The sequence below is a fragment of the Yinghuangia seranimata genome (assembly GCF_029953285.1).
Taxonomy (GTDB): domain Bacteria; phylum Actinomycetota; class Actinomycetes; order Streptomycetales; family Streptomycetaceae; genus Yinghuangia; species Yinghuangia seranimata.
On record NZ_JASAOI010000002.1, the window covers coordinates 352,898 to 368,327 of the forward strand.

At 74.5% G+C, this 15,430-nt stretch carries 12 protein-coding genes; 8 read left to right on the forward strand and 4 right to left on the reverse strand.

Annotated elements, in window-relative coordinates; translation table 11 throughout:
- The first annotated feature begins 910 nt into the window (after window positions 1-910).
- A complete protein-coding gene (locus QI554_RS01790; RefSeq protein WP_281464999.1) occupies window positions 911-3,571 on the forward strand; it encodes an AfsR/SARP family transcriptional regulator in 2,661 nt (886 codons plus the stop codon).
- Between the two features lie 509 nt (window positions 3,572-4,080).
- Here QI554_RS01790 and QI554_RS01795 read toward each other — a convergent pair.
- A complete protein-coding gene (locus QI554_RS01795; protein ID WP_281465001.1) occupies window positions 4,081-4,524 on the reverse strand; it encodes a DUF6508 domain-containing protein in 444 nt (147 codons plus the stop codon).
- A gap of 92 nt (window positions 4,525-4,616) precedes the next feature.
- Here QI554_RS01795 and QI554_RS01800 point away from each other — a divergent pair, with 92 nt between their 5' ends.
- The 6 genes from QI554_RS01800 (at window position 4,617) to QI554_RS01825 (ending at window position 11,755) form a co-directional block, all read left to right on the forward strand.
- On the forward strand, window positions 4,617-6,125 hold the full coding sequence (locus QI554_RS01800) for an MFS transporter (RefSeq protein ID WP_281465003.1): 1,509 nt from the start codon (window positions 4,617-4,619) through the stop codon (window positions 6,123-6,125).
- Entirely contained in the window at window positions 6,122-6,814 is a 693-nt protein-coding gene (locus tag QI554_RS01805) for an SGNH/GDSL hydrolase family protein (RefSeq protein ID WP_281465005.1), read from the forward strand. Before QI554_RS01800 ends, QI554_RS01805 begins: the two co-directional genes overlap by 4 nt.
- 170 nt (window positions 6,815-6,984) lie before the next feature.
- Window positions 6,985-7,617 carry a TetR/AcrR family transcriptional regulator gene (locus tag QI554_RS01810; protein WP_281465007.1) on the forward strand — a complete coding sequence of 211 codons (633 nt, stop codon included), beginning with the start codon at window positions 6,985-6,987 and terminating at the stop codon, window positions 7,615-7,617.
- A 169-nt stretch (window positions 7,618-7,786) separates the two neighbouring features.
- On the forward strand, window positions 7,787-8,515 hold the full coding sequence (locus tag QI554_RS01815; protein ID WP_281465009.1) for a hypothetical protein: 729 nt from the start codon (window positions 7,787-7,789) through the stop codon (window positions 8,513-8,515).
- 90 nt (window positions 8,516-8,605) lie between these two features.
- Window positions 8,606-9,196: an HAD family hydrolase gene (locus tag QI554_RS01820; protein WP_281465011.1), complete on the forward strand. Its 591-nt coding sequence runs from the start codon at window positions 8,606-8,608 to the stop codon at window positions 9,194-9,196.
- 69 nt (window positions 9,197-9,265) lie between these two features.
- Window positions 9,266-11,755, forward strand: a complete 2,490-nt coding sequence (locus QI554_RS01825; RefSeq protein WP_281465013.1) for an ATP-binding protein — start codon at window positions 9,266-9,268, stop codon at window positions 11,753-11,755.
- 20 nt (window positions 11,756-11,775) lie between these two features.
- On the opposite strand, the gene QI554_RS01830 is transcribed toward QI554_RS01825, so the two are convergent.
- The gene (locus tag QI554_RS01830; RefSeq protein WP_281465015.1) at window positions 11,776-12,048 is read right to left on the reverse strand and encodes a DUF4242 domain-containing protein; all 273 of its coding nucleotides are present in this window, start codon (window positions 12,046-12,048) and stop codon (window positions 11,776-11,778) included.
- A gap of 127 nt (window positions 12,049-12,175) precedes the next feature.
- The gene (locus tag QI554_RS01835; protein ID WP_281465017.1) at window positions 12,176-12,904 is read right to left on the reverse strand and encodes an SDR family oxidoreductase; all 729 of its coding nucleotides are present in this window, start codon (window positions 12,902-12,904) and stop codon (window positions 12,176-12,178) included.
- Window positions 12,905-13,001: 97 nt separating this feature from the next.
- On the opposite strand from QI554_RS01835, the gene QI554_RS01840 reads away from it, so the two are divergent.
- Window positions 13,002-13,661 (forward strand): TetR/AcrR family transcriptional regulator, encoded by a 660-nt coding sequence (locus tag QI554_RS01840; RefSeq protein ID WP_281465019.1) that lies wholly within the window; start codon window positions 13,002-13,004, stop codon window positions 13,659-13,661.
- Between the two features lie 434 nt (window positions 13,662-14,095).
- Here the strand turns inward: QI554_RS01840 and QI554_RS01845 are convergent, their stop codons facing one another.
- Window positions 14,096-15,340 (reverse strand): RNA polymerase sigma factor, encoded by a 1,245-nt coding sequence (locus QI554_RS01845; RefSeq protein WP_281465021.1) that lies wholly within the window; start codon window positions 15,338-15,340, stop codon window positions 14,096-14,098.
- Window positions 15,341-15,430: the final 90 nt, after the last annotated feature.

Here is a 15,430-nt window from a genome sequence, read left to right on the forward strand (position 1 = left end):
AACGGAAATTTCAGGTCACGCATCTCCTCAAGATCCTTCCCGCGTGCCAGAATCCTTCTCCGTCACACCGCTCGGCCGAGACGGTTGGCGCGCTCGGGGAGCTGGGGAGAAAGCCGACGTGGCGGAACGGGGTTCGGCCGCGACCGGGGACCCGGGGCGCGGCGTACAAGCGCGTGGAACGGACGAACGGCACGGGGGCTCCGACGAGACACGGCCGCACAGCGGCGACGAGGTACGGGCGCACAGCGGCGACGCGGCGGCCGGCGTGGCGGTTGACGCGGCCGGTGCGAACCGGCGGGCGGGCCAAGGCGGCACGGGAGCGGGTGCCGGTCGGCAGGGCCGCGGCAACGACGGGGAGTCGTCTGACGGCGGGGTCGTTCCGGGTGAGCGGTCTCCGGGCGGAGGCACGGACTCCCGGCCCAGCGCGCGGGCGGACGCGGCGGCCGGTGGAACCGACGCGAACGGGCGGGCCGGCCAAGACGGTTCGGCAGCCGGCGCGGGCTCCGGGCGGCGGGGCCGCGGGCACGGCGGCGAGCCGGCGGACGGCGGGGTCGTGCCGGGTGCGCGGTCTCGGGGCGGTGGCGCGGACTCCAGGTCCAGCGTGCCGTCGGCGGACCGCGGCGTGATGTCGGTGGGGGAGGGCGGTGGGGCGGACTCCGGGTCCAGCGTGCCGTCGGCGGACCGCGGCGTGATGTCGGCGGGGGAGGGCGGTGGGGCGGACTCCCGGTCCAGCGTGCCGTCGGCGAAGCGCGGCGTGATGGCGGTGGGGGAGGGCGGTGGCGCGCGGACGGACTTGCGGGGTACCGCGGTTGATGCGGGCGGCGGCTCGGTGGTGCCGGGTGCGCGGTCGCACGGTGCGGCGCGGGAGGAATCCCCACCGCGCGGTGCGGTGGGGGACGAATCCACACCGGTGGCACGGTCCCGGCAGTCGCGCGAAGAGGCTTCTTCCGGCGGCAGGTTGGTCGGCGGCCGTATTGCGCATCCGCACATCGACGCCGGGGCGTCGGTCGAGCCGTTCCCGCGTCCCACCCCGCCCGGCGGGCCCGGGCACGACGGCGGCCAGGCCCACCCCGAGGTCGGGGCGACGCGGAGGTCCGTGCGGGGGAGGCCCGCGCCGCCGCCCGGGGCGTTGGTGCGGCCGCGGCTCATCGCGGTGTTGGACGCCGTGCGCGACGCGCGGCCCGTCCTGCTGTCCGCGGCGGCCGGGCACGGCAAGACCACGCTGCTCGACCAGTACGCCGAGCGCTGGCCCGGGCCCGTGGTGCGGATCAGGTTCCTGCGCGGGGACACCGACACGCCGCGCGAGGTGCGGGCGCGCGTCGCCGAGAAGACCACCGTGCCCGGCACGCTGGCCGTCGTCGACGACCTGCACCACCTCCCGGACGCCGCGCACGTGTTCGAACACCTCGCGATGGCCCTGCCGCCTGGCGCGCACCTGCTCGCCGCGACGCGGCCGCTGCCCGCGTTGAACCTGTCCCGGGCCGAGCTCGCGGACACCGTCGTGGTCGGCCCCGACGACCTGCGGCTGCGCTGGTGGGAGGTCGACCGGCTGTTCACCGACGTGCACGGGAGGCCCGCCGACCCCGTCCTCGCGTGGGACGCCGCGTGGCTGACCGGCGGGTGGGCCGCGCCGCTGCACGAGTTCCTGCTCTGCACCCGGGAGCTGAGCCCCCGTCAGGCGCGGCGGACACTCACCGCGCCCGGCGTGCCGTTCGCCGCCGGCTACCTCGACCGGCAGATCCTCGACGACCTCGACGCCGAACTCTCCGTGTTCCTCACCCGCATCGCGATCCTCACCGAGTGCACGATCGCCGACGTCGCCGACGCCGACACCCCCGCGGCTCGGGCCGCCGCGGGCGCGCTGCTGCGTCGCGGCGAACGGCACGGCGTCCTGATGCGCCGAGGCGCGGCGTACGCGGGGGAGCAGCTGCTGCGCCACCTGCTCGTGCACCGCCTGGCGACCACCTACCCGGATGCGCCCGCGGTGTTCGCCGCCGCGATCCCGCGCATGCGGGACGCCGACGACCCGGTCGGCGCCGCGTGGGCGGCCTACCTGGCGCGCGACCGGGAGGCGTTGCGCGAGCTGATGGACCGCAACCCGGTCGTCATTGCCGCCGCGCTGCCGGAGCACTGGCACGGGCTGCTGCGGACGTTCGCCGGCCCGGCCCGCCCCGTCGACCGGCAGGCGGCGCGCATGGTCGTCGGCGACCTCGGGGTGCTGACCGAGGCCGGCGACACCGCGCTGCACGCCACCGGAACGGCCATCAGCGGCCTGGTGGAACGACCCCTCGGCACCCCGGTCGGGCTGCCGTTCGACCCGCGCGGCGACATGCTGCACGGCATCACGCTGGTCGCCTCCGGCGACTATCGCGGCGCCGAACGGGTGCTCGGCGCGGTCGCGGCCGAGCACGCCGGGGCGCCGGGCGCGGCCGCCGCGCTCATGGTGTGGCTGTCGCGACTGCTGGGCGGACACGGCGGCGACGTGCGCGACGTGGAGGCGGCCGCGTCCCGGGTCGCCGGCCACGGCCCGGTGTGGCTGGCGCGTATGGCGCGTGCCGCGCTCACCCTGACCGGCGCGTCCGAACACCTGGGCGAGGCCGAGGCGGTGCGGGCCGCGTGCGAGCGGCTCGGCGACGTGTGGGGCGCGGCGATCGCCGGGCACATCGCGGCGTGCGCGGGCGTGCTGCGGGGCGAGCCCGACCCGGGCGCCCTGGAACGCGCCGCGCGCGGCCTCGAGGCGGCCGGCCTGACGGCTGCTGTGCCGTGGGCGCTCACCTACGAAGCGCTCGCCCGCGCCCAGCTCGGCGACTCCGGCGCCCACGAGTACGCCGACCGCGCCGCCGTCGAGGCCGAACGATGGGAACTGCCGGGCGCCGTCGTCCTCGCACGGGCCGCCCGGCTGCTCGCGGACCCGGCCGCGCCGGGCGCCGACCACGACGGCCTCGCCGTCGAAGCGGAGCGGCTCGGCATCCGGCTCGACACCTTCCTGCGGCTGCGGCGCGGCGGCCCGGACCCGCAGGCGACGCCCGTCGACATCCGCTGCTTCGGCGGCTTCGCGGTGCGGCTGGCCGGCAAGCCGCTCGACCTGCTCGCGCTCGCGCCGCAGAGCCGGGTGCTGCTGCGGCTGCTCGCGCTGCACGCCGGCCACCCCGTGCACCGCGAGGTCCTCGCGCTCGCGCTGTGGCCGGACGCGCCGGCGGACGCGGCGTTCCACCGGCTCCAGACGGCCGTGTACAAGCTGCGCCGCTTCCTGGAGCCGGCGCGCGGGCGGCGCGGCGCCTCGGAGTTCGTGCCGTTCGAGGACGGCGCGTACCGGCTGCGCCTGCCCGAGGGCTCCTACCTGGACGTGGCGGCGGCCGAGGGCGCGCTCGCCCGGGCCCGCCAGGCCGCGGCCCGCCGCGACGCGGGCGCCGAGGCGCGCACCCTGCGCGAACTGCTGTCCGTGGCCGACGCGGTGCTGCTGCCGGAGACCGGCCCCGAGGAGTGGGTGGTCGGCCCGCGCGAACGCTGGGCGGACGTCGCCGCCGAGGCCCGGCACCGACTGGGCGAACTGGCGGAGAGCGCGGCGTAACGCGCGGGCGCCCGCGGCGCGTTCGCGCCCGGTTCCGGAACGCGGTCGCGACCGCCGTGCCGGCGCGGGACAGGTCTCAGATCGGGCGGCCCTGGAGGCGCTCGGAGTAGCCGTAGGTCGTTGTCCCGTTCCTGAACCAGGCCTGTGCGCAGACGCCGCTTCTCAGCAGGACGTCGGTGGCGGCGTTGCCGTCGATGGGCCTACGAGCCCGTTGCCGGACGCGGCGACGACCGATCCCGGGGCGTCGGCGCCGTTCGGTCGGGGGCGGGGCTACGGGGGAGTGGACGGGCGGTGGCCCGGCGTTCCGGTTCCGGCGGGGCGGTCTCCCGCACCCGTCGGCCTCGCGCCGGACCTCCCCCCTCCCGTCGGCGGTTCGCGCCGCCGTCCCCCGTACCCCCCTTGCGTACCCCTTGAGAGCACCGTAGGGGCGGGCTCTCACCAGCCACTCAACGCGAGTCGGTCGCAGCCGGAAATCTTCGGGCGAATTCCGTACGAGTTCGGCCGAAGATCTAAGGAAATTCGTCATCGCGGTCGTTGGCGCGGTACCAGACCGCGAGGGCCACGACCACCGCCTCCAACAGGCCCGTGCGCGCGGCCTCGGCGATCGTCCCGTCGCAGAACCGCTCGCCGCGGACGATGCCGGTCGCGGCGAGCACCGCCTCGTCCGGTGTGAGGCCGCCGGGCTTGGTGTGGTCGGGTACGGCGCGCGCACGCCAGTCGGCGTGCGGGCTCACCGCGCCCACCCGGTCGAGGAGTCGGACGGCGTGCGAAACGCCGTCGCTGTAGCGGTAGTACGGGAATCCACCGATCGTCCCGTCGGCTCGCTCCGGCGGTACGACCAGCGTCGCGCCGGTGTCGAGCGTCGCGAACGAGCCTGCCAATGCCGATAGTTCAGCCCACTCGGTGACCCGAGAGCGGTCCAGGTGCGCGCTGAGCGGCAGGTCGTCTTCCATGCCCGCGAGTCTCTCAAAGCCCCGCTCCTCGTTGACGGCTTCGTGGCGCGGCACCTAACATCCCGACCGTCGGTATGTAAAAGGAGACCCGGATGCCAGGCACGGCCCCGCACGACCCGAACCCCCCGGCCACCCCGACCACTTCGACCAGCCCAACCACCACCCTGAGCACCCCGAGCACCCCGACCACGCAGAAGAGCGCGGCACTCGTGCTGGTGCTCGCCTGCGGGGGATCGTTCGTCTCACTGCTCGACGTCACCATCGCCAACCTCGCCGTCCCGGATCTGCAACGGGACTTCACGAGCGCGTCCGTCGCCGACCTGACCTGGGTCATGTCGCTGTACGCGATCGCCTTCGCCGCACTGCTCGCCCCCGCCGGGCGGCTCGCCGACACCGTCGGGCGCCGCCGCCTGTACCGGGTCGGCATCGTCGTGTTCACCCTCGCGTCGGCCGCCTGTGCCGCCGCGCCGAACCTCGCGACCCTGCTCGCCGCCCGCGCGGTCCAGGGCCTCGGCGCCGCCGCCCTCGTACCCGCCTCGCTCGCCATCGTCCTCGGGCAGGTGCCCCCGGCCCGGCGTGCCGCCGCGATCGGCGCGTGGGGCGCGTCCGCGTCGCTCGCCGCCGCGCTCGGCCCCAGTCTCGGCGGCATCCTCGTCGACGTATTCGGGTGGCGCTCGGTGTTCCTCATCACCGTGCCGATCGGACTCGGCCTGCTGCTCGTCACCGGCGCCGCCGAAGACAGCCGCAACGGCGAACGCACCCCCGACCTCGCCGGATCCGCGCTGCTCGCGGGCGGCATCGGCACCCTCGTCCTCGGCGTCACTCAGGGCTCGGCATGGGGCTGGGCCGACGCGCGCACGCTCGCCTGCGTGCTCGGCGGCGTCGTCCTGCTCGTCGTCGCCGTCGTGCGCGCCGCCCGGCACCCGCGGCCCGGCCTGGACGTCGGGCTGTGGCGCAACCGCCCCTACGCGTTCGCCAACGTCGTCTCGTTCCTGTTCGGCGTCGTGCTCTACCCGTGGATGCTGCTCGGCGTCCTCTACCTCACCCAGATATGGCACTACAGCGAGCTGCGTGCCGGATTCGCCATGACCCACGGCGCGGTCGTGTCCGCCTTCGCCGGGCTCGTCGTAGGCCGGTTCGCACAGAAGATCAACCCGCGCACAGCCGTCATCGCGGGCGAGCTGATCCTCGCGGGCACCGCGCTGTGGCTCGGGCTCGCCGTCCCCGAGACTCCGTCGTTCGTGACCCTGTGGCTGCCCACCGGCGTCACGCTCGGGCTCGGGATCGGCGCGGTCAGCACCGGCGCGTCGAGCGCCGCCACGCTGTCCGTCGCCCCGGCCAAGTTCGCGGGTGCCGCCGGGCTCAACATGACCGCCCGGCAGCTCGGCGGCGCGCTCGGCATCGCGGTGCTGGCCACCGTCATGCAGCGCGAAGCCGGCCACGGCACCGACGCGTTCGCCGACCTGTTCTTCCTGTTCGCGGCCCTGTCCGTGCTCACGGCCATTGCCGCACTCGGACTGCCGACACGACCGCAGGCCGCCCCCGCCGCGGTGGTGCCTCAGCACGCCCCCGCGTCTGCCATCGAGGAGGTCCCCGCATGACCACGACCCCGTTCCGCAACGACCACTACCGGCTCGACTTCGCCGACGAGACCCGGCTGCTGGCCGGCGCGCACTGGGAACGCCTCGTGGTGCTCGGCGACAGCATCGCCGAAGGGATCGGCGAGGCCACCGAGGGCTTCCCCGACCAGGGATGGGCGGACTCCGTCGCCGACGCGCTCCGCCGGGCCAGGCCGGGCCTGGCGTACCTCAACCTGGGCACACGCGACCTGCGGGCCGACGCGGTCCGCAAGACACAGCTCGACGCGGCGCTCGCGTTCGGCCCCGACCTGGCGATCGTGGTCGCCGGCGGCAACGACCTGCTGCGGGGCCGCTTCGAGGTCGAGCCGGTCGCCGCAGAGGTCGAGGCGATGGTCGAGGCACTGGCCGCCACCGGCGCGGACGTCGTCACCGTCGGGCTGTACGACTGCACGGGCAGCCCGTACATCCCCGACGAGTTCCGCGCCCCGCTGACCGCGCGCATCCACGAACTCAACGACGCCACGTGGGACATCGCACTGCGCCACGGGGCGCTGCACCTGGACTTCACCAACGACCCGGGCTCGGCCGACCCGTCGCTGTACGGCAGCGACGGACTGCACGGCAACCGGCGCGGCCACTCCTACACGGCGGCCGTCGCCGTGCGCGCGCTCGGCGCGCGGCTGGGGAACCGGGTGGGCGAGGGCGCGTGAGCACGCACATAGGCGGGCGCGCGGATGTACACGCGGACGCACGCAAGGGCGGGCACACCTGCGCACACCTGAGCGGCCGCTGGAGCCGACGTCTGTGCCGAGCCAACGACTGTGGCGGACGCGAGCCCGTCCTCTAGGGGCGTGCGGCGGGTGTGGGGTTGAATAGACGGATGGGCACCTCGACGACCCCCCGCACCCGCCGCACGCAGCAGGAACGCTCCGGGGCCACGACCGCTGAGCTGCTCGCGGCCGCCCGCGAGCTGTTCGCCGCCGAGGGCTACGCGGCCACGTCCCTGGACGCGGTGTGCGTCCGCGCGGGGGTCAGCAAGGGCGCCCTGTACCACCACTTCCGCAACAAGGAGGACCTCTTCCGCGCGGTCTACACCGCCGAGGAGGCCCGGATCGCCGAGGCTGTCGCGGCCGCGTACCTGGCCACCCACGAGGGCGACCTGTGGGACGCGGTGTTCGAGGGCTGCAAGGCCTACCTGGAGATGTCCCTCGACCCGGGAGTGCAGCGGATCCTGCTCATCGACGGGCCGGGCGCGCTCGGCGTCGAGGTCGTCGACGAGCTGACCGCGAGCTGCGTGCAGCAGATGTTCCTGGGCGTGCGCCGTGCCGTGAAGGCCGGGCGTATCGCGCCGCGGCCGGTCGAGCCGCTCGGACGGCTGCTGTTCGGCGGCCTCAGCGAGTCGGCCAAGAGCATCGGGCGCGCGGCCGACCCCGCGCAGGCGCAGGCCGAGGCGATCGCCGAACTGCGCAGGGTCTTCGACGCGTTGGCCGTGGCGCCGGGTGACGCCGGGTGACCTGCGCGGGCGCCCCGCGTCGGACGGTTTCCACCGGGCGAATCGGCGCGCCGTGGCAAGGGCGGTTGCACGGCGGTGGGGGCGCCGGGTAGACACAGGGGGCAACCCCCGTCGATCGTCGCCGGACCCTTCCCCCGAGGTCAGGCACCAGGCCCAGAGGAACCGAGACATGGCGTTGTTCCGCCGCAACCAGCCCGCCCCCGGACAGTCCGGCCAGTTCGGTCAGCCAGGGCCCGGCGCGCCAGGCGGCTTCGGCGGCCCCGGCGGCGACGTGCGGCAGATGCTGGTCGGCGCGCCCGTCGACCGCGTGCGTCAGGACCTGCGCCTGTCGGTGACCCGCGGCGGGCCGCACCTGGCCCCGCCCGCACTCGCGTGGCCGCTGGGCGACGAGCTCGCGGCCGTCGCGTGCGTCAAGCTCCCCGACGGCCAGATCGTCACGGCGGAGATCCCGATGGCGCAGGCCTGGGGGATGGGCCCCGAGGACGTGTGGCTCCAGTGCGCGACCAACCTGCGCGGCGAGCACTTCGCGCGCAGCGAGTTCGACACGGCGGCCGGCGTGACGATGACGATGTTCACGGGGCAGGGCTGGCCGGGCACCGCGCACCTGGTGCGGATCGGCGAGGCGCTCGGCGAGGACGTCCCGCACGGCGCGCTGGTCACCGTCCCGGACGAGAACACGCTGCTCGTCGTGCCGCTGAACAACCAGCGCGTGCTGGACGTCGTGCCGCAGATGTACCAGACGGGGCACGAAATCACGCGCGGGCAGCACCCGTTCAGCACCCGCACGTACTGGTGGCACGAGGGCGTGCTGGAGCCGCTCGAGGTGCAGTGGCAGGGGCAGCTGGCGCGGGTCAGCGGATCGCCGAGGTTCTCGCAGACCGTGGCCGCGCTGCGCTAGTGCCCCGCGCGGCGGCGGCACGGCCCGAACCGGGGGACCCGGCGGGGTGGAGGGCGAACCTGCCTGGTCAGCGCGCTATACGCTGACCCGGTGATCATTTCCCTGCCCTCCGGCGACTTCCGTGCCTACCTGTTCGACTGCGACGGCACGATCGCCGACTCGATGCCCCTGCACTACGTCGCCTGGAAGCAGGCCCTCGACGAATGGGACTGCGTGTTCCCCGAGGACCTCTTCTACGACTGGGGCGGCCGGACGGTGGCGGACATCATCGCCTCGCTCAACGAGAGCCAGGGCCTGGACATGCCGGTGGAAGCGGTCGCGCGCCGCAGGGAGGACCTGTACCGCGAGAGCCTCCCGCAGCTCACCGCGGTCCCGGGCATCGAGGCGCACATCGAGGACGGCTACGAGCGCATACCGATGGCCGTCGTGTCGGGCAGCACGCGCGACTCGGTCACCGCGTCGCTGACCACGCTCGGGCTCCTCGACAGGTTCGACGTCTTGGTGTGCGCCGGCGACTACGCGAAGGCCAAGCCGGACCCGGAGGGCTTCCTCCGCGCGGCCGAGCACCTCGGCGTTCCCCCGGAGGAGTGCCTGGTCTTCGAGGACACCGACATGGGGATCCAGGCCGCCACGGCGGCGGGCATGGCCTCCGTGCGGATCCCGCAGCCCCGGCAGCGGTGAAGTCCCGGGCGCCGGCCGGGTACTTCGACGACGCCCCCTCGGTTGCCGCCCCGACCTAGAATCCACGCCATGGAGCTGCTGGAGCGGGAGCGTCCCCTCGACGCGTTACGCAGCTGCCCGCCCGGCCATGTCGCGCTCGTGTCCGGCGAGGCCGGAATCGGCAAGACCACGCTGGTCGGGGCCTTCTGCGAGGGCGCCGGAATCCCGGTGCTGTGGGGTGCGTGCGACGCGCTGCGCACCCCGCGCCCGCTCGGCCCGCTGCGGGACATCGCCCGCCAGACGGGCGGCGAACTCGCGAAAGTGGTCGCGGAGGACGGGCCGCGGCACGCCGCGTTCACCGCATTCCTGGACCACGTGTCCGAGCGGGACTGCGTGGCCGTCGTCGAGGACGCGCACTGGGCCGACGAGGCGACAATCGACCTGCTCCTCTTCGCCGCGCGCAGGATCGCCGAGACGCGCTGCGTGCTCGTGGTGACGTACCGGGAGGACGAGGTCGGCCCCGCCCACCCCTTGCGGGCGATGGTCGGTGCCCTCGCGACCGACCGGTCCGTGCGCCGGGTCCGGCTGCGGCCCCTGTCGGCGGCGGCCGTCGGCGCGCTGGCCGGGCCGCGCGGTCTGGACGGCGCGGAACTGCACGCCCGCACCGGCGGAAACCCCTTCTTCGTGACCGAGGTTCTGGCGGACCCGGACCCGACGGTGCCCGAGACCGTACGGGACGCCGTACTCGCGCGGGCGGCGGCCCTGGGACCGGAGGAACGCCGCGCGCTGGAATCGGTGGCGCTCTTCCCCGGCCACGCGCCCCTCGACCTGGTCCAGGCGCCGCCCGAGGCCGTCGACTCGTGCGTGGCGGCGGGCATGCTCGTCGCGGAGGGCGCCCGGGTCCGCTTCCGCCACGAACTGGCCAGGCTCGCCGTCGAGGACGGCATCCTGCCGGGCCACAAGGCGGCGCTGCACAGGCGCGCCCTGGACGACCTCGCCCGCCGCGGCGCCGACGCGGCCGTACTCGCGCACCACGCCGAGGCGGCCGGCGACGCGGAGGCGGTGCTCCGGCACGCCACATCGGCCGCCGAACGCGCCTCAGCGGTAGGCGCCCACCGGCAGGCGGCCGACCACTACGCGCAGGCCGTGCGGTTCGCCGGAGCGCTCCCCGCGCGGCAGCGCGCCGAGCTGCTGGAACACCTGGCCGAGGAGTGCGGTCGGGTCGAACGGGCCGAGGACGCGGTCGCCGCCTCCCTGGAGGCGCTCGCCTGCCGGCGGGCCGAAGACGACACGGAACGCGAGGCCGCGCTGCTCGCCCGGCGGGCGCACTACCTGTGGTCCGTGGGCGAGAACGACGCCGCACACGCGTCGATGCGGGACGCGCTGGCGCTCGCCGAACGGCTGCCCGAAGGACCGGCGCTCGCCGCGGTCTTCGCCTGGTCGGCGCACCTGCTCATGCTGGCCCGCGACATCCCCGGAGCCGTGTCGGCGGGGCAGCGCGCGATCGGGCTGGCCGAGCGGTACGGGGAAGAGACCCTGCTCATCAGGGCGCTCAACGCGATGGGCTCCGCCCAGTGGTTCCAGGATCCGGCGGCGGCCGAGCAAACCCTCGGCAGGTGCCTGGACGTCGCCCGCCGCATCGGCGACGACGCGGCCGTCGGCGCCGCGCTGCTCAACCTCGGCTCGGCCGCGGGGGAGATCCGCCGGTACGAGACGGCGGAGCGGTGGCTGCGCGAGACCGTCGCCTGGTGTGCGACGCGCGACCTGGACGCAGCCCGGCGGTACGCGACCGCGTGGCTGGCGCGGTGCCTGTTCGAGCGCGGCCTGTGGTCGCAGGCGGCGGGCACGGTCGACCAGGCGGCCGCGGCGGCGCGCGCGCCGACCAGGATCGTCACGCTCACCGTCCTCGGCCGGCTGCGGACCCGCCGCGGCGACCCGGGCGCGGCCGAAGTGCTGGACGAGGCCTGGGAATCGGCCGTCCGGACCGGCGACCTGCAACGGCTCTGGCCCGTCGCGGCAGGACGGGCGGAACTCGCCTGGCTCGCCGGGAGCCCGACCGACGCGCTCGTGCGTGAGACGTACGGGCTCGCGGTACGCCTCGGCCACTCCTGGGCGATCGGCGAACTGGGGCAGTGGCTCGAGCCGCCCGAAGCCCCCGAGGCCGCGGCGGCGCCGTACCGCGCGGACCCGGTCGAGGCGGCCCGCGCCTGGGAGGCACTGGGCTGCCCGTACGAGGCGGCGTCGGCCCTGGCCAGGAGCCCGGAGCATCTCACCGACGCGTTGCGGGTGTTCGAACAACTCGGCGCGCGCCCCGCGGCGGACCGCGTGGCGAAGGCACTGCGCGACCTCGGCCGCCGGGCGCCGCGGCGGTCCACACTCGCCCACCCGAACGGGCTCACGGCGCGCGAGGCCGACGTCCTCGACCTGCTGCGCGAGGGGCTGCGCAACGCCGAGATCGCCGAACGCCTGTCCATAGCGCCGAAGACGGTCGACCACCACGTGTCGGCGGTCCTGGCCAAGCTCGGCGTGCGCACACGCCGAGAGGCGGCGAGGCGTCCCCCCGCCCCACCGCCTCCCTGAAGTCCCCCCTAGGCCGACCGTCAGTGGTAGAAGTACGGGTCCAGGACGCTGACTTCGGTGATCCCGTCGACCGGCAGGCCGGTGTCCTCCGCGGCGAGGCGGATCGCCTCCGGCGACGGCCCGTCGTACACGCAGTACGACTCGCTCTTGTCGGTGCTGACGTAGGACTGGACCCACGTCACGCCGTGCTCGGCGTTGCCCGCGACCGTGTTGCGCGTGGCCTTGGCGCCCTCGTCGTCGGTCGGGATGACCAGACCGTCGGGGAACTTCCTCTGAACGATGTATCGCGGCATAGTGCACGCTCCCTTCTGACCACGAGTCTCGGGGCGGGCACCATGCCGCGACATCGGTGGAAGCTCCCTATCTCACGGAGCCGATCTCCCTATGCCGGCCGCATCAGCGGCCGTTTCCGCGGCCGGATCAGCGTCCGGTCGCGAGGTTCGCGCCGCCCGTGACGTCCAGGACGACGCCGGAGATGAAGCCGTTGCCGGCCACCATGCGTATCGCGTCGCCGATCTCGTCCGCGTGGCCGACCCGCCCGACCGGGGTGGTCGCGGCCAGGCCCTCGAAGAACTCGGTGCGGGCCGCCTCCGGAACGCGGTCCCACCACGGGGTGTCGACGACGCCGGGGGAGACGGCGTTCACCCGCAGCGGGGCCAGCTCCACCGCGAGCGGCGGCACCATCGCCTGAAGCGCCCCGTTGATCGCGGCCAGGCCGGACGACCCGGCATATGCAGCACGCGCAGAGGCGGCGGTGACCATGGTGACCGAGCCGTCCCGGCGCAGCGTCGGCAGCGCGGCCTGCAGGATCCGCAGGTACGGCCAGAACTTTCCGTCGAAGCCGGCGGCGAGGTGGTCGAGGTCCAGCTCGGCGAACGCGCCGGAGCCGGCGGAGCCGCTGAGCGCCAGCACAAGGTGGTCGACCGTCCCCGCACCCGCGAAGAACGCGGCCACCTGCGCGGAATCGGCGCCGTCGAGGCGGTAACCGGTGGTCTTGCCGCCGATCCGCTCGACCGCCGCGTCGAGCCGGGCCTGGTCGCGTCCGGTGACGACGACCTCCGCGCCGTCCACGGCGAACCGCTTCGCGGCGGCCTCGCCGATGCCGGAGCTGCCGCCCATCACCACGACGCGCTGACCGGTGAGGTTCATGGCACTTCCTTCGTTCTCGTCGTTGCCGAGACTGTTCGTCTCGACAACGTCGATGATTGTCGAGACTCAGAGTCTCGTCAAGGGATAAACTGCGGGCATGACGACGCGACCCGACAGCACCACCGAAGAGCCGGACATCGGCGCCGGGACGGACGCGGATGCCGCCGGTCGCCCCCATACCGGCCGCAGGCGCAACGAGCAGGTCCGCCGCGCGATCCTCGACGCCGTGATGCGGCTGCTCGCCCGCGCCGACGGGTCGCCCGTCACCGTCGACACCATCGCCAAGGAGGCGGGCGTCGGAAAGCAGACGATCTACCGGTGGTGGCCCTCCAAGGGCGCGGTGTTCCTCGACGCGCTCACCGACCACGCCGTCACCGTCGTGCCGGACGCCGACACGGGAACCCTCGCGCACGACCTGGAGATCGTCATCGGCGCCAGCTACACCGGCGCCGTCGCACCCCAGACCGCACCCGTGCTGACCACCCTCGTCCGCGAGGCCGCGCACGACCCGCACCTGGCCGCCATGATGCGGGACTTCACCGCGGTCCGCCGCGCCGCCCTCCACGCGGTGCTGGAACGCGCCCGCGCCCGAGGCGAACTCGCCGAGGACGCGGACGTGGAACTGATGGTCGACCAGGTCTACGGCGTGCTCTGGTACCGACTGCTGGTCGGACACGCCCCCCTCGACGAGACGGTCGCGAACCGCCTCGCCGCGACGCTCACCGCAGGCAACGCGCCGAAGGAATCAACGACCTGACGGGGCATCGGACGCGGTGACGCAAGTGTGACGCGAGCACCCCCCGATGAGGGAGTTCTGGTGATTCGCATACGTGACGACACAGTGAGGTGGGGGTCCAAGGTCACGCGCCCCACGCTGGAACCACAACCCGGCAGCGCAACAAAACCAAGCAACAAAACCCGCCCGCACCCCACGCAAACCGCAGCCCGGCGGAGCAAAGCAAACAAAGTGCGTCCACACCCCGCGCCCCTCCCGCCAATCGCCAAGGTAGTCAGCGCGGACGGCCCGCGGGTCAAGGCGCCTCCCGAACCCCGGGACAGGCCGACAGCACGAAGAAGACCCCACCGCGCCTTGACGCGCGGGCCGTCCAAGCGAAAATCCCAAAGCGGGAGGGGCGTCAGGCCGAAACCACACATCAGGTCAGGAACGGTGCAGGCCAAGGACCCCAGGCCTCACCCGTCGGAAGCCCGCGCCCGCTCCTCCAGATACCGCCGCTCCGGCTCACTGGTCGTCAAGCGCGCCGCCTCCGCGAACCCCTCCCGCGCCGCCGCCCCCTCGCCGGCCCTCTGCATCAGGTGAGCCCGCACCGAGGCCAACCGATGATGGCCCCGCAACGCGCCCGTCGCCGCCAGTTCGTCCAGTGCGGCCAACCCCTCCTTCGGGCCGAACACTTCGGCCAAAGCCACCGCGCGGTTCAGCTCCACCACGGGCCCCGGGGCGACGCGTCGGAGCAGGTCGTACAGGCCGAGGATCTGCACCCAGTCCGTCTCCTCCGCCGTCGCCGCCTCGTCGTGCACCGCCGCGATCGCCGCCTGCAACTGGTAAGGACCCACCTCACCGCGCGGCAGCGCCTCGGTCACCAGCGCGACGCCCTCCGCCACGAACTCCCGGTTCCAGCGCGACCGGTCCTGGTCGGCCAGCGGCACCAGGGCCCCATCGGCCCGGGTCCGGGCCGCACGCCGCGCGTCGGTCAGCAGCATCAGGGCCAGCAGCCCCGCCGCCTCCGCGTCGTCCGGCAGCAGCCGCCGGACCTCACGCCCCAGCCGGATCGCCTCAGCGGTCAGGTCGGTGCGTTGCAGCGCGTCGCCCGAACTCGCCGTGTACCCCTCGTTGAAGACCAGGTAGAGCACGTGCAGGACGACCCGCATCCGGTCCGGCCGGTCCTGCGGCGGCGGCATCACGAACTTCGCGCCGGACTGCTTCACCTTCTGCTTGGCGCGGCTGATCCGCTGCGCCATCGTCGCCTCGGGCACCAGGAAGGCGCGCGCGATCTCAGCGGTGGTGAGACCGCCGACCGCCCGCAAGGTCAGCGCGACCTGCGACGGTTCGGACAGCTCCGGGTGGCAGCACAGGAACAGCAGGGTGAGCGTGTCGTCCCGATCGGCCCCGCGTTCCTCGTCGGCGCCCGGCGCCTGCCACGCGTCGCCCGGTGTCCGCGCGAACGCGGTCTCCTCCCGGCGTTCGCGGGCCTCCTCACTCCGCAGCCGGTCGGTCAGCCGCCGCGATGCCACGGTGATCAGCCACGCCCGCGGGTTGTCAGGCGTCCCGTCCGCCGGCCACTGCTGCGCGGCCGCGAGCAGCGCCTCCTGCACCGCGTCCTCGCACAGGTCGAAGTGCCCGTACCGACGCACGAGCGCCCCGAGCACCTGCGGCGCACACGCACGCAGCAGCGCCTCGGCGCCCGGATCAAGGCTCACGATTCGGCGCTCCTCACCCGAAGACGGCGGCGGGTACCCCCTTGAACCCAACCTATCCGTCGAAAAAGCCGCACGGCCGGTGCGCCCCAC

What these genes read in the sequence shown, in the direction of transcription:
- QI554_RS01795 (WP_281465001.1), bottom strand. Translation starts at nt 4,524, where the DNA reads ATGGAAGACGACCTGCCGCTCAGCGCGCACCTGGACCGCTCTCGGGTC.
- QI554_RS01800 (WP_281465003.1), top strand. Translation starts at nt 4,617, where the DNA reads ATGCCAGGCACGGCCCCGCACGACCCGAACCCCCCGGCCACCCCGACC.
- QI554_RS01805 (WP_281465005.1), top strand. Translation starts at nt 6,122, where the DNA reads ATGACCACGACCCCGTTCCGCAACGACCACTACCGGCTCGACTTCGCC.
- QI554_RS01810 (WP_281465007.1), top strand. Translation starts at nt 6,985, where the DNA reads ATGGGCACCTCGACGACCCCCCGCACCCGCCGCACGCAGCAGGAACGC.
- QI554_RS01815 (WP_281465009.1), top strand. Translation starts at nt 7,787, where the DNA reads ATGGCGTTGTTCCGCCGCAACCAGCCCGCCCCCGGACAGTCCGGCCAG.
- QI554_RS01825 (WP_281465013.1), top strand. Translation starts at nt 9,266, where the DNA reads ATGGAGCTGCTGGAGCGGGAGCGTCCCCTCGACGCGTTACGCAGCTGC.
- QI554_RS01830 (WP_281465015.1), bottom strand. Translation starts at nt 12,048, where the DNA reads ATGCCGCGATACATCGTTCAGAGGAAGTTCCCCGACGGTCTGGTCATC.
- QI554_RS01835 (WP_281465017.1), bottom strand. Translation starts at nt 12,904, where the DNA reads ATGAACCTCACCGGTCAGCGCGTCGTGGTGATGGGCGGCAGCTCCGGC.
- QI554_RS01840 (WP_281465019.1), top strand. Translation starts at nt 13,002, where the DNA reads ATGACGACGCGACCCGACAGCACCACCGAAGAGCCGGACATCGGCGCC.